12 protein-coding genes are annotated in these 14310 nt (G+C 66.9%); 11 read left to right on the top strand and 1 reads right to left on the bottom strand.

The genetic code is table 11. The features are described from left to right. Positions 1-202 (bottom strand): alpha/beta fold hydrolase (locus IR155_RS14575; protein WP_409366564.1); only part of this gene is annotated, 202 nt, incomplete at its 3' end. 34 nt (positions 203-236) lie between these two features. Here IR155_RS14575 and IR155_RS14570 point away from each other — a divergent pair. The 11 genes from IR155_RS14570 (at position 237) to IR155_RS14520 (ending at position 14209) form a co-directional block, all read left to right on the top strand. Further along, positions 237-629, top strand: a complete 393-nt coding sequence (locus IR155_RS14570; protein WP_233441225.1) for a PNPOx family protein — start codon at positions 237-239, stop codon at positions 627-629. Between the two features lie 227 nt (positions 630-856). After that, positions 857-1942, top strand: coding sequence for a DNA cytosine methyltransferase (locus IR155_RS14565; protein ID WP_233441224.1), 1086 nt, complete (start codon positions 857-859; stop codon positions 1940-1942). Between the two features lie 112 nt (positions 1943-2054). Further along, positions 2055-4787: a Z1 domain-containing protein gene (locus IR155_RS14560; protein ID WP_135115526.1), complete on the top strand. Its 2733-nt coding sequence runs from the start codon at positions 2055-2057 to the stop codon at positions 4785-4787. After that, positions 4784-5755, top strand: coding sequence for a PD-(D/E)XK motif protein (locus tag IR155_RS14555; protein WP_135115525.1), 972 nt, complete (start codon positions 4784-4786; stop codon positions 5753-5755). Before IR155_RS14560 ends, IR155_RS14555 begins: the two co-directional genes overlap by 4 nt. Before the next feature lie 8 nt (positions 5756-5763). Beyond that, positions 5764-7662, top strand: coding sequence for a hypothetical protein (locus IR155_RS14550; protein ID WP_135115524.1), 1899 nt, complete (start codon positions 5764-5766; stop codon positions 7660-7662). After that, positions 7649-8548 (top strand): hypothetical protein, encoded by a 900-nt coding sequence (locus tag IR155_RS14545; RefSeq protein WP_135115523.1) that lies wholly within the window; start codon positions 7649-7651, stop codon positions 8546-8548. Before IR155_RS14550 ends, IR155_RS14545 begins: the two co-directional genes overlap by 14 nt. Next, positions 8548-9294, top strand: coding sequence for a hypothetical protein (locus IR155_RS14540; RefSeq protein WP_135115522.1), 747 nt, complete (start codon positions 8548-8550; stop codon positions 9292-9294). Before IR155_RS14545 ends, IR155_RS14540 begins: the two co-directional genes overlap by 1 nt. Before the next feature lie 12 nt (positions 9295-9306). Then, positions 9307-9747, top strand: coding sequence for a very short patch repair endonuclease (locus IR155_RS14535; protein ID WP_135115521.1), 441 nt, complete (start codon positions 9307-9309; stop codon positions 9745-9747). Between the two features lie 62 nt (positions 9748-9809). Then, positions 9810-10976, top strand: coding sequence for an exonuclease SbcCD subunit D (locus tag IR155_RS14530; protein WP_135115520.1), 1167 nt, complete (start codon positions 9810-9812; stop codon positions 10974-10976). Continuing rightward, the gene (locus tag IR155_RS14525; RefSeq protein WP_135115519.1) at positions 10973-13966 is read left to right on the top strand and encodes an AAA family ATPase; all 2994 of its coding nucleotides are present in this window, start codon (positions 10973-10975) and stop codon (positions 13964-13966) included. Before IR155_RS14530 ends, IR155_RS14525 begins: the two co-directional genes overlap by 4 nt. 39 nt (positions 13967-14005) lie before the next feature. Further along, positions 14006-14209 (top strand): DUF1232 domain-containing protein, encoded by a 204-nt coding sequence (locus tag IR155_RS14520; RefSeq protein ID WP_135115518.1) that lies wholly within the window; start codon positions 14006-14008, stop codon positions 14207-14209. Positions 14210-14310 lie beyond the last annotated feature (101 nt).

Genomic DNA, 14310 nt, shown 5'->3' with positions numbered 1-14310 from the left:
CGCCGAATCCGGGCAGGTCGAGGGCGATGACGCGGCCGTGCTCGACGAGCAGATCGGCAAGGCCCGTGAAGACCGTGCGGCCCATTCCGATGCCGTGGACGAGAACAAAGGTCGTGTCGCCGCTGCCGCGCGTTTCCCAGATCAGCGTCGCTCCGTCGTGCGTGAACGCGGACGCGGGGTGGACGGGCGGCTCGGGCGGCATGGATAGAACGTACCGGCGGGGCCAGACTGTGCCTGTGAGCTCGTTCAAAGATCGGTACCTTCGCTGGCTCAACCGCACGCTGAATCCGCTGACGCTGCGCGCGGCTCGCAGCGGCCGAGGCCCGTTCTCGCTCGTGGAGCACGTGGGGCGCAAGTCGGGGCGGACGTTCGAGGCGCCGCTGATCCTCGCGCCGGTTCCGGATGGCTTCGTCGCCGAGCTCACCTACGGCGACCGGGTGAACTGGTACCGGAACCTGCTCGCCGGCGGTGGGCGGGTGTTCCATCGCGGGAAGTGGTACCGCGTGGTCGGCGTGGAGGCGTACGGCGTGGAGGAAGGGTTGCGCGCTTTGGGGGCGCCGGCTTCGTGGGTGCTGCGGCTGCTGCGGCGGCGGGAGTTTCGGTTGCTGCGGGTTGAGGCGGACCTCTAGCGGACTTTTGGCCCCTTGACCGGGGATTTCGAACAAATGTCCGAACCTGGCCCTATCGTATCGGCAACGCTCGCTTGGGCCGTCGAACATCTCGTTGCGACAACGCTCCCGCGTGGCGCCGCACTGCTTCTGTTGGCACGGATACGCTGCGTGCTTGACGGCTTGCGGTTGCGGGCGGTGGACATACGCGACGCGCCGTCGCTTCTGATCAGGTAAGGGGTGCATCAGTGGACCTGACGTTCCGCATGGGCGAGTTGTTCTCAGGGCCCGGGGGCATGGCGCTGGGCGCACATCAGGCTGCGGCCGCACTGGGGGTCGATCTGCGCCACGGTTGGGCTAACGATTACGACGCGAGCACTGTCGCGACGTATGTGGCGAACATCCACGGTGCGAGCCATGAGACGGTTCGCCACGCTGATGTGCGAGAGCTGAATATCGAAGAGCTCGGGCACATCGAAGGCTTCGCGTTCGGCTTCCCTTGCAACGACTACAGCCTGGTCGGTGAGAATCGTGGCCTCAAGGGAGAGTTCGGTCCGCTCTACAAGTTCGGCATCGATGTCCTTGACCACTACAAGCCGATGTGGTTTGTGGCCGAGAATGTCTCAGGTCTCCGCAGCTCAAACGGTGGACGCGACTTCGCCGAGATACTCAAGGCCATGCGCACCGCCGCCGATGGCTACGTTCTCACGCCTCACCTCTACAAGTTCGAGGAGTATGGGGTGCCCCAGCGAAGGCACCGCATCATCATCGTCGGTATTCGGTCGGACGTCGGCGCGAAGTTCCGCGTGCCTGCTCCCACTCATCCTCGCGCCGCCGATTGGGTGCCGGTCAGGGACGTGCTTCTCGGTATCCCCGAGAGTGCAAAGAATCACGAACGCACTCGCCAGTCTCAGACGGTTATGGAACGGCTCAGCTACATCGATCCGGGCGAGAACGCATTCAATGCCAAGCGCATGCCTGATCATCTGAAGCTGAACGTCCGCGGCGCCACCCTCAGTCAGATCTATCGTCGGCTGCACCCCGAGCGCCCGTCGTACACCCTCACCGGATCGGGGGGCGGTGGCACGCACGGCTACCACTGGGCCGAGAACCGCGCGCTCACCAACCGGGAGCGGGCCAGAATCCAGACGTTCCCAGATGAGTTCGAGTTCAAGGGACCGAAGGAGAGCGTGCGACGGCAGGTGGGCATGGCAGTGCCTCCGGCCGGCGCGCGCGTGATCTTCGAAGCACTCTTCAAGACCATGTCTGGTCAGCCATATCAATGGATTGAGCAGAACCTCGCAGTCACGGACACAAGCGTGCACCTCGGCTGAGCAATGTGAGGAGGGTGGTTTCCCATCCTCCGGTAGCTCGTGGAATGTCGGAGTTCTCCGCTAGGAATGATCATGTGGGGCTCGTCCGAGCCTGGGATCGCGGGAGGTCTGCATGGGAAGTCTGAGTTTCGAGCAACTCAAGGCGACGTTTGAGACATTGCAAGCGATGCAGCCGAACAGGGATCCGGGCGCGCGGGACGCGGAGTTGCTGGCCCAATTGGCCGTCTACCATCCTTCCTTCCCCGACGACTATCGCGCCTACCTGCACCGTGAACGGGAGCGAATTGAGGAGACAGCCCTCGGTCACGTCGTTGATGGGAATGGTGAAAGATCCTCGTGGTACGACGGCCCCAAGAGCCAGATCGGCATCTGGCCCTTGTACCGGACGAAGCTCGCGTCGCGCCTGCCTGACCAGGCAGTAGCTGCTGTAGACGACTCCACGTCGCAGATCTTGTCTCGGTGTGCGAACCCGAGAGAGCGAGGCGACCGGCGCAAGGGTCTTGTCATCGGATACGTCCAGTCTGGGAAGACCGCGAACTATGCGGGTCTGATCGCGAAGGCGGTGGACGCTGGATACCGCATCATCATCGTTCTCGCCGGCATGCACTCGAACCTTCGCGCTCAGACGCAGGCGCGTCTCGACAGCGATCTCCATCTGGGTGAGCTGAAGGTCGGTGGTGGTGGTGTGGCCTGGCATCCGCTGACTGACGTCAACTCCGACATCGCTCCGACGAATCAGATCGGCCTGGTCGGCAACTCAGGCAACGCGATCGTGATGGTCGTCAAAAAGAACGAGAAGCGACTCGCGCACGTTCTCACGTTCTTGAAGAACATCGCAAAGTCAGACCCGGAGATTCTGCGCTCGCGCGCCACGCTGGTGATCGATGATGAGTCCGACCAGGCGACCCCGAACACTCTCGGCGGGAAGCAGTTGATCTCGACGATCAATAAGCGTATTCGTGACATCTGGGCGGCGATTCCAACCGGCACTTACGTCGCCTACACCGCGACGCCGTTTGCCAACATCTTCGCGAACCCGAACGATCCGGGCGATCTGTACCCCGACGACTTCGCCGTCGTGCTTCCGCGGCCGGAAGGGTACATGGGTGCGGACACATTCTTCGACACGTCTCGCCTCGCCGACGAGGAGGGCGCACCTCCTGACGCGCTGGCGCGCGAGATCGACGATGTTGAGGCGGCGATACTCGCGCCCAGCGGTCGAGATCTTTCGAAGTACGAGCCGCACATCACGGAGTCGCTCGGAAAGGCGATCCGCTGGTTCCTTATCGCCACTGCCATACGCCAGTTGCGCATCGGGCGCGCGAGCCACTCGTCCATGCTGCTTCACACGTCGCACCGGGTCGAAGCTCATGACCGGCTGCGTGATGTCGTGCGAGACTTCCTCACCTCGCTCGCCCTGGAGCGCGAGCACCGTAGGGACGATTTCCGGGTCACGTTCGAGGAGGAGATTGATCGAGCCGTTGCCTTCCGCGGGGACGAGGTGGTGCCGGCTTGGAACGTCGTATGGGCCGCCGTCGAGGAGCTTCTCGCCCGCGTTCAGGTTCGCGTGGACAACGGCCAGTCGGACGAGCGACTCGCGTACCCGGACGATGACCCGCAGACGGTCATCGCGATCGGCGGCGGGACCTTGTCTCGCGGCCTCACGCTCGAGGGCCTGGTCGTGTCATATTTCCTGCGGACCTCAAACACATACGACACCCTTCTGCAGATGGGTCGCTGGTTCGGCTTCCGCCCCAGGTACCAGGACCTTGCCCGCGTCTGGGCTGCGTCTGGAATGCTTGACGACTACGCACATCTTGCGCTCGTCGAGCGCGAGCTTCGCGACGATATCGAGCTGATGGCACGCGAAGGTAAGACGCCCAGGGAGCTGGCGATCCCCGTACTCGCACACAGAGGTCGCCTTCAGATCACTGGACCGGGCAAGCTGGCGTTCGTGGATCTCGTTCATACGGGGTTGGGTGGAACCCGCCGACAGACGATCTACCTCGACCGGTCCGAGCAAGGCTTGAGGCGAAGCCATGCGGCGGCCAGAGCGCTTGTCCAGCGAGCGGTCGAAAGCTTGGAGCACCTATCAGCAGGAGTGCGCCGCACCGGCAACGGTGCCAGCGCCCATCTCTTCCGCGGACTCGACCACGACTCGGTGGTGGAATTCCTCGATAGCTACTGGGTGCCTTCCCCTGAGACCGCCCTGCAACCCCAGGCGATGCGCGAATGGACCTCGACGCACGGGAACGGCAAGAGCTGGGATCTGGTTCTCGTCTCCGGGCCGGCCTCAAACAACGCCCAATTCCAGTACTCGCCCGGCATCGAAGTGAATGTTGTGAGCAGAGCTCCGCTGGCCGAAGGCACCTGGTCGACGGATCGGTTCGCGGAGGAGATCGAGGCGGGCGCTGACATCGTGAACATCCGGGCGTTGATGTCGAGCGCCGACTACACACTCGATCTTTCGATCCTGGGCGACAACGGGCTGCTCACGGAGGCTCAGCAGGCGCGTCTCAAGACGCTAAACAAGAGCAACGCTCAAGACGTCCGGCGCTTCCGCAAGGAGGTGCGGCCCGATAGCGGCGTCATCCTCCTGTATGCAGTCAGCAAGGATTCCACACCCGAGAAGAAGTCCAGCGGCCGAACGTTCATGGGCGCCGCTGACCACCTCATCGGCTTGGGAGCGGTGTTCCCGGCTGCCGAGCTCGAGCGGGACGGCGACTACTACGCGGTCGAGGTCCAGTCGATCTTCGATACAGGTGACGTCGAGGAACATGATGAGATAGACCTCGCGCCCATCGACATCGAGGCAGACTTCAAGTCGAAGATCGAGGACGAATGAGCACCGGATACTCCCGCGTCGCGGGTGCCATCGAGCGACTTCGAGGCGCGCAACCCAGCGTCGGTCACGCCAAGGCCGCACGACTGGGGCCGGACTGGCATATGCGTGAAGCGCTGCTTGTCCGTGACCACCTCGACGTCATCCACCTGCTCATCGAGCGGCCCGACGACTCCCCGCGCATCGATCCGCTGCTCGGCGACGCCTTTCCGGTTACGTGGCTCGAAGCATCAGCCGAGTCGCCGCATGAGCGAATCGACATCGCATGTTCCGATAGCGAACTTCGCCCCACCTTCTTCTCGCTGATCGGCGAGATGCTCGATCGAGTGGAAGCCACCCGCCACTCCGTGTACTTCGAGCTCGCGGCGGTTGTGGAGGACTGGCGCAGAGCGCTTGAGCGGGTGCGCCTGCGGACGAGTCGGCAACAGGCGGTGGGACTTTTCGGAGAGCTCGTCGTGCTGAAAGAGATCGCGGCGGTGCGGCCGGCTGACGCATTGAAGTTGTGGCGGGGCCCTGACGGCTATCGGCACGACTTCTTCTCCGTCAACGCGCTCGAAGTGAAGAGCTACCTCGGGCTGGACAGCCCGTCCGTCACCATCCATGGTGCGCACCAGCTCGATCCACCGGTCAAGGGGCGGCTGCATCTCGCAGCGCTTCGGCTCGAGGAGAATGCCGCCGGGCAGACAGTCGCCGAGATTCTGGACGAACTCGAAGAGCTTGGCCTGCACCGCGGCGCGTTGCGCGGACGCACCACTCCTGACGCGCCGCTCGTCGATGACGCGCAATTCCGCTTCATTGTGGCCGAACGTCGACTGTATGAGGTGACTGACGACTTCCCCGGCATCCGCGCGTCCAAGCTGGATCCGGCCGCACTCAGCGGCGTTGCGCGGCTCAGCTACCAGCTTCTCCTGGACACGTGTCCGTCTCCTCGGCCGGTCGAGGAGTTCACGCAGGTCCTGGAGCACCTATGACTGAATCAGTGTCGCTGCGCCCCCTTGCCTGGTTTCCCAAGCGGTTCACGGCCGGAGATATGGACGGCACCGGTGGTGACCGGCTACTGGGGCGCACCGAGCTCTCGCCTCTTGAAGTGCTGATCCGGGAGACGGCGCAGAACAGCTGGGATGCGCGCGCGCCACGCCAGGTGCCACGGTACGGCGTCGATCTGCGCCGGGTTGATTTCCGGTTGCGGGCTGATCTCGACCATCTCTTCTCGGCTGGGCGCGTCCCCGGCTTGCACCATGTGCCTTCGGTAAGGAACCTCCACGTGCTCGAGATCTTCGATCGCGGCACGACGGGTCTCGACGGACCGGTGGATCTGTCGCCGACGGCGAAGGATGAGGCCAAGAACTTCCAGGACCTCATCCTGAAGGTCGGGGTGCCCCGTGACGACGGGCAGGGCGGCGGGACCTACGGGTTCGGCAAGACGGCGGCTTACGCCTTTAGCGAGCAGGGCACCGTCATCTTCTGGACCCGCTGTCGAAACCCTCAAGGCCAGCTCGAGCATCGATTCATAATCTCGGCCTTCCACGAGTCTTATGTGTCTGAGGGCGTCCAGTACACAGGTCGTCATTGGTGGGGAACGGGTTCCGGTGACCTCGTCCAGCCGCTCGTTGGCGTCGAGGCACAACGGTACGGGGAACGGTTTTTCGCCCGGCACTTCGACGCGGATGAGACTGGCACCTCGCTCCTGATCCTCGATCCGAGGTTGCCGTTGCCCGGCACTCTCGGTCTTGATGAGCCTGCGCCGGAGGACTTGCGCTACGGCGACCCGGCCAAGGTGGAGGCAGAATTCGTCCGCCAGTCTCGCCGCGCGATCAGGAGACACCTGTGGCCGAAGCTGATTCCAGCTCCGTGGGACGACTCGTGTCCGATGCCGATCTCATTGAAGGCGCACTCGGCAGAAGTCGCGCTCATCGACGAAGCGCCAGGCGCCATCGACTTCTGGGGGGCGGGTCTCAACGCGATCCGAGCCCATCTGCACCCCGGAGCCAGCGCAGTGGAGTCTCCGTCAGGTATCCCAGTCGTCGTCCATGACGTTCATCGGTACCGGGATACCATCGGCTACCTGGCCGTGGTGCGGAGAATGCCCGGAGTGGAACAACGTCACCCGGACGATGACCTCGATCCTGCTGGCGGGGATGATGCACCTCTGCGGATTGCGTTGATGCGCAACCAGGCGGAGCTGGTGGTGACCACCGAGGACTGGTCGGATTTCGCTCCACCGCCGGGGTTCGACTGGTTAGCAGTGTTCAAGTCCGCGAAGGAATGGGACCGAACCTACGCAGATGCCGAGCCACCCGCCCACGACATGTGGGTCAGCAGCGCAGGCGGGGACGCGGGGCTTGTCATTCGGCACACACGCAACAAGGTCCGCAGCCTGTTACGCGAGACATTCGCCGTGCCGGAGCCCGAGGACGCTGCCGAAGAGGAGAGGGCGCGACTTGGCGTAGGGACACTTGCCCGGCGCCTGGGCGTGCTGTTGCCTGTAGCACGGGCTGACGTTCCAGGCGCACCTAATGGGGCGAGCGGAGGGGGTGCCGGTGGCCGACGTGCTGCCAGGCGTCAGCTCGTCTCGATCGATGCTCCCTATCTGGTCGAGACGCTGAGGGACGGCCGGCAACGACAGCGTGTCGAGTTCGAGGTGAAAGCTGACGGTGAAGCTCTTGTCAGAATCGAAGTCTTCGTCATCGGCGACGAAGGTGCGCGCGAGCTGCTTTCCGAGTCCCAGGTGGAAGCGACCTGGAGCGATGGGCGGGCCGTGAGCGGGACAGAGGCGCGGGTCGCGGGCGGCGTGCCGCAATCTGTGACTATCTCGGGCCCGCCGCGGAGGGCGCTCCGCATCGAGATGAATGCGAGGGCAATCGATGCCGGCGATTGAATCGCGGCCCTACCGTGTCCCACCAGCCCGTGCAGTCGCGGTCAACGTTCGGCTGCTCGATCCCGAGGTGGCGTTCGAGGACCTGCCCGACGTGTGGGAGCCGGGTCGCGATCTGACCGTTGGGATCACCGCGTCCCTTACCCCTGATTTCTGGGAGGTCGCGGGCATCGGTACGGATGAAGATCTCTCACTCGTCGCGTCCATCACCTGCCTTGCGGCCCGGACGAAATGGCGTGAGAGCGTCCCGTTCACCGCCGAGAACGGCGTGTGGGGTGCGTCGGTCGCAGTCGTCGTCGACGGGTCGGCGGTCGCCGTCGAGGCGCTTATCGACGTGGCTGTTGTCGGTCCGGGGCGAACGGGCCATCCGGACGCTGCTCGCGGTGTGCACCGGGCGGCCCGTCTCTGGAATCTCCCGGCGCCTCCGAAGCTGCTGTTCGAACGGCTGGGTAACGACTTCCCAACGTCCGCCGTCAGCTTCGAGCACACAATGCGCTTGCGCCTGCCCTGGGCGATTGAGACGGCTCACGAGGCAGATCCGACGTGGGGTGTGACCTCAGCGATCAGACTGTACGTCAACACTGACTTCGCTGCCGCAGAGAGGATCCTGGACGGAACCGCGGAGCCGATGGTGTACGAATCGATCCAGGCCGATATCTATGTCTCGGTGCTGCATCAGCTCGCAGGGTGGCGGACGTCCTACACATCTGCTGCGATGAACGAGATCGTGCAGGAAGAGCCCACTTCGCTAGTCGCCCTGGGAGCGAACGTCGCGTCAGCCCTGGGGCTGGACCTTGAACTCGCGCTGAGGCTCGCATCTGAGGAACCGAGTCGACTGCTCGACCGAGCGCGAGAGGCCGCGGGATTCATGTCGGAGCACCGAGAGTAATGAGTGTCGTCTACCCACGCTTCTCGTCCGAGGATGCGACCCGGGCCCTTGCCGAACTCGAGCGCCTGATCGCGCGTGATGCAGCCGTCTCTCCGTACGCCAATGGGGTGCATCACCCGCGGGCGTACTTCGGGTTGGGCGGCTCGGGGAACGTGAGCGTCCGGGAGCTGATGGAGCTTCGTTCGGAGATGGAGGCGCAGCTCGAGACCGTGTCTCGCACTCAGCGGAACCATGAGCGCAAGTTCGACCTCCTCGCGGGCGCGGCGCTGGCGCAATGGTTTGACGGGGACCTTCGGGGCCAGGCAGCTCACCCCGGGATGTGGTCGTACTTGACGATCGCAGTCTTGCCTGACCTCGCATTGCGGCGGTTCCCAGCCGATCATCGTGGGAAGCTCCCCGCGGATCGTTATCTCGCCGGTCGCCGAAATGTGTTCTATCGTGCGTACTTGCGGTCTGTCGTCCTGGGACCGCTCCTGAACGATCCCGAGGTCGAGCTCTTCGAGGACGAGCTCGTCGGTCTCATCGACCGGAGCTTGTCCGCAGACCACAGGCTCGCGCGGTTGCTGAGCGAGCAGATCGCCGCGACCCCCGCGAACGCACCACGCCGCGCAATCGTACGCGCGGGGCTGAAGGCCGTTCAGTTCGAATCGCGCGTCACAGACCTCGCGTCGCTGAACGACGACGAGTTGCGGGATCTCATCCGCTCCCTGTTCGATCCGTCTCGTATTCTTCCAAAGGGAGATTGAGTCGGAGGGCTGATGCCAGGCGACAGCGCGAAAGGCTCGTGGGCATCGGACCTGACGTCCCGCCGCACGATGCTGGCCAATCGCCGGCGCGACACCAAACCGGAGTTGGCGGTGCGACGGATCCTGCACCGCCGAGGCCTTCGCTATCGCGTCGACTACAGGCTTGCGCCGCCCCTGCGCGCGCGTCCTGACATCGTGTTCACCCGGCGACGCATCGCCGTCTTCATCGACGGCTGCTTCTGGCATGGCTGCCCTGTCCACGCAACGGAGCCGCGGCGAAACTCCGGGTACTGGCGCCCGAAGCTCCTTCGCAACAAGGAGCGTGACCGCGAGACCGACCAGGCCCTGACCGAGCTTGGGTGGAAGGTGCTGCGGTTCTGGGAGCACGAGGATCCGGCCACCGTCGCGGCCAACATCGAGGCCGTCGTGCGCGCCGAGCCGGACGCCACCTGAGCATCCAGCCCCACCCCGCCTGTCCTCCGGGCAATGTCGGACCCCGTCCTTACCGTGGAGGCATGCGGATCCTGCACACCTCTGACTGGCACATCGGGCGGTCGTTCCACGGGCACTCAACGCTCGAGGCGCTGCGCGGTGTGCTCGGTGCGCTGACCGACCAGGTGCGCGAGCACGAGGTGGATGTTGTGGTCATCGCGGGCGACGTGTTCGACTCCGCGACGCCTGCAGCCGCCTGCTACACGCTGCTGACTGACGTGCTTCGCCAGATCAGCGGCTCGGGCGCGCAGATCGTGCTGACCAGCGGCAACCACGACAACGCCGCCCGGCTCGGGTTCATGGCGCCGCTGCTGCGCGACGGGATCCACGTCATCACCGACGCTGCGTCCGTCGGCACTCCCGTGACCCTCGCCGACGAGCACGGGCCGGTGCACTTCTACGGCATCCCGTATCTCGAGCCGATCCTGGTCCGCAGCGTGTGGGCCAACGACCTGCGCACGCAGGAGCAGGCGATCGACCACGCGATGGGCCTCATCGGGGCGGATCGCGCCGAGCGGGGTGGACGCTCGGTCGTCGTGTCGCACTGCTTCGCCGCCGGCGTCGAGCCGAGCGCCGGCGTGGAGCGCGAGATCCGGCAGGGCTCGCTCGACGTCGTCCCGCTGGCGAGCTTCGACGGGCCCGACTACGTCGCCCTCGGGCACATCCACGGCCGCAACCGCCTCGCCGAGCACATCCGGTACAGCGGAGCGCCCCTTCACTACAGCTTCAGCGAGGCGGACAAGCCCCGCGGATCCTGGCTCGTCGACCTCGATGCCGACGGGCTCACGAGCGTCCAGTGGCTCGAGCTGCCGGTGCCGCGCAAGCTCGTCACGCTGCGCGGCACGCTCGACGAGCTGCTCACCCACGCCGATTACGACGAGCATGTCGATGCCTGGGTCTGCGCGGTGCTCACCGACGCGACCCCGCAGTCCGACCCGATGCGCCGCCTGCAGCAGCGCTTCCCGCACTGCGCCACCATCCAGCCCGACCCGCAGGGCCGCGCCGGCGACGACGGCCTCAGCTACCGCGCCCGCGTCAAGAAGACCGTCGGCGACGTCGAGCTCATCGACACCTTCCTCACGCTCGTGCGCGAGGGCGAAGGCCCGACCGACGGCGAGAGCCGGATCATCGGCGACGTTGTGGCCGAGCGCCGCGCCGCAGAGAACGAGGCCGTCGAGGTGTCGGCATGAGGATCCACCGCATCGAAATCGAGGGATTCGGGCCGTTCCGCGGGCGCCAGACCGTCGACCTCGACGCCTACGCCGGCGACGGCATCTTCCTCATCTCCGGCCGCACCGGCGCCGGCAAGTCGAGCATCCTCGACGCCATCTGCTTCGCGCTCTACGGCTCCGCACCGCGCTACGAAGACGGCGAGAAGCGGCTGCGCAGCGACCACGCCGAACCCGAGGACCCCACCGAGGTCGCCCTCGAGTTCACCACCGGCGGACGCACCTGGCGCATCGAGCGCAGCCCCGAGTTCTCCCGCCCCAAGAAGCGCGGCGAAGGCCTCACCCCGCAGAAGGCCGAAGCCCGCATGTACGAGCGGGTCGGCGACGAATGGATCGGCCGCGCCGCGCGCCCCGTGGACGTCGCCACCCTCGTCGACGAGGTCATCGGGCTCACCCAGCAGCAGTTCCTGCAGGTGATCCTGCTCGCCCAGGGACGCTTCGCCCGCTTCCTTCTCGCCAAGAACGACGAGCGCCAGGCCCTGCTCCGCACCCTCTTCGGCACCAAGCGCTTCGAGGAGTACGAGAAGGCCCTCGACGAGCGCCGCAAGGAAGCCGAAGCACGCGTCGCCCACCAGAGCCAGTCGCTCGGCGCCCAGCTCGACCAGGCAGGCGAAGCCGCCCGCGGGCTGATCGACCCGCTGGAGGGCACACCCTCGCTCGAGGAGCGGATCGGATGGATCGGCCGCGCCGCCCTGCGCTCGCGTCACCTCGCCGAGGAGGCCGACGCCGTCCAGCAGCAGGCGACGAAGGCGCTCGCCGCCGCTGAAGCCGTCCACACCGAGCGCACCACCCAGCGCGACAAGCAGCAGCGCCGCGACACGGCCCGGATCACGCTCGCCGGCCTTGAAGAGCGCGCCGCCGAGATCGCCGCGCTCCGCGCCGAGCGCGACGCCGCCCAGCGGGCAGAGCCGGTGCGCGCCGCGAAGGATGCCGCAGGCAAGGCGCTGCTCGCGCTGAACTCCGCGAACGACGCCCTGGATGACGCCCGCCGCGCCTGGGAGGACGCCGACCAGGATGACGCCGACGCGCCGGCTCTCGACGAGTTCGTCGCCGAGGCGCAGCAGCGCATCGGCGGCTGGCGCCCCCTGAGCGACATCGAGGCGCGGCTCGAGGCCGATGCCCGAGCGATCGAGACGCTCCGCACGCAGGCCGAGGATGCGGCGCGTCGCGCCGCCGAACTGGATGAGCGCGCCGCGGCTCTGCCTGAGGAGCGGAAGCGGATCGAGCAGGCGATCGACCGGGCAACTCACGCCGCGGCAACGCTCGAATCGCTGACACAGAACGTCGCCCAGCTTGCCGACCAGCTCGCCGCCGCGCGCTCGCTCACGCGCCTCGCGGATGACCAGCGCGCTGCGTTCGACGCACTGCAGCAGGCGAAGAAGCGCAAGGACGACGCCGAAGCGCACCACGCCGACCTCCAGGCCCGGCGCTTCGCCGGGATGGCGGGCGAACTCGCCACCGCGCTCGTCGACGGCGAGGCCTGCGCCGTCTGCGGCTCGACCTCTCACCCTGCCCGCGCCGTCCTCGGGGAGGACGCCGTGTCGGCCGACGACGTCGACCGCGCCGACGCCGCTCGCCGCGAAGCCGTCGCCGCGTACGAGGCCGCCAACACCGCGTACGCGGAGGCCGACCGTGCCCACGCGGACCGCCTGAAGGACTCGGGCGACCGGACCGTTGACGAGCTCACCGCCGACCTCGACGCGAAGCGCGAGGAGCTCAAGGCGGCCGAGGCCGCCACCGCCGAGAAGGAGCGGCTGGCCGCCGAGCGCACCGCCCTCGACGCGGAGGAGCAGCGCAACGACGCCCAGCGCACCGCCCTGATCGCCGAGCGCAGCGACCTCGAGGCACGGGCCACAGCGGCAGCGGCTCAACTCGACAAGGACCGCGCCGCGGTGGCCGAGGCCCGCGGTTCGGCCGACTCCGTGGGTGACCGCATCCGCGCCGAGCAGCAGCTCGTCGCCCTTGCCACCGCCTACGCCGAGGCGCAGCGCGAGGCCGCCCGCGCCGAGAAGGCAGCCGTCGACGCCGCCGAGGCGCTCGAGCGGGCCGTCGAGGAAGCGGGATTCGCGGACGCCGCCGAGGCGATTGCCGCCCTCCGCGGCGCGGCCGAGCGTGCGTCCCTCGACACTCGCATCCAGGAGCACGACACCGCGCTCGCCGCCACCCGCTCCACGCTGCTCGAACTCGAGCTCGAGGTGCTTCCCGAGGACCCCATCGACACGGATGAGAGCGCCGAAGCCGTCGCGGCCGCCAAGGCAGCGTGGGCTGATGCGGTCCGCGAGCACAGCACCGCGGGCGAGCGCGCCCGCACGCTTGAGGCCGCCGCCGAGCGCATCGAGGCGGCCCACGCGCAGATCGCCGAGCTCGCCGCCGAGGCCGAGCAGATCAAGCGCCTCGCCGACACGGTCGCCGGCCGCGCGAACAACAGCAAGCGGATGAAGCTCGAGACGTTCGTCCTCGCCGCCGAGCTCGAGGAGATCGTCGCCGCCGCGAACCTGCGCCTCAGCGAGATGTCGGCCGGCCGCTACCGCCTGCAGCACACCGACGCCCTCGCCGCCCGCGGCGCAGCCTCCGGCCTCGGCCTCGAGGTGATGGACCAGTTCACCGGTCGAGCCCGCCCCGCACACTCGCTGTCCGGCGGCGAGACGTTCCTCGCCTCCCTCGCCCTCGCTCTCGGGCTCGCCGAAGTCGTCACCAGCCGGGCCGGCGGCATCCGGCTCGACACGCTGTTCATCGACGAGGGGTTCGGCTCGCTCGACGCCGAGACCCTCGACACCGCCATGCGCACCCTCGACGAACTGCGCCAAGGCGGACGCACCGTCGGCGTCATCAGCCACGTCGAGACGATGAAGGAGCAGATCCCGGCACAGCTGCGCGTCGAGCAGACGCCGCAGGGATGGAGCCGCGTCATCCAGGACGGCGTGCGACCCGAGCTCAGCACGACGGTCTGAACCCTCGGGGATTCAGGGCGTTCGGCGTACGCTCGAGCCATGGACAAGCGGAAAGTCGCCGGAGCGGTGCTGCTCGGGGCAGCGGCCCTCCTCTACGGCGTCTCGCCGGTCGACATCATCCCCGACGTCCTGCTGCCCTTCGGACTCGCCGACGACGCGACCTTCCTCGTCGGCGCCGGCATCGGCGTGTGGAGACTGCTGTCGAGCGCGCGGAGGAAGAAGCCCAAGGGGCCGGTGGGCTGAGCCCGGGGGTGGCTTGCGGCGTTTCGACACTTCGACTCGCTTCGCTCGCTCAGTGCGGCGCTCAGTCGCTTCGCTCCCTCGCTCAACGAGCGGGGTGGGGC

The sequence above is a fragment of the Microbacterium paludicola genome, assembly GCF_015235415.1.
Lineage (GTDB): Bacteria > Actinomycetota > Actinomycetes > Actinomycetales > Microbacteriaceae > Microbacterium > Microbacterium paludicola.
This window is presented reverse-complemented; position numbering and strand designations above follow the sequence as displayed.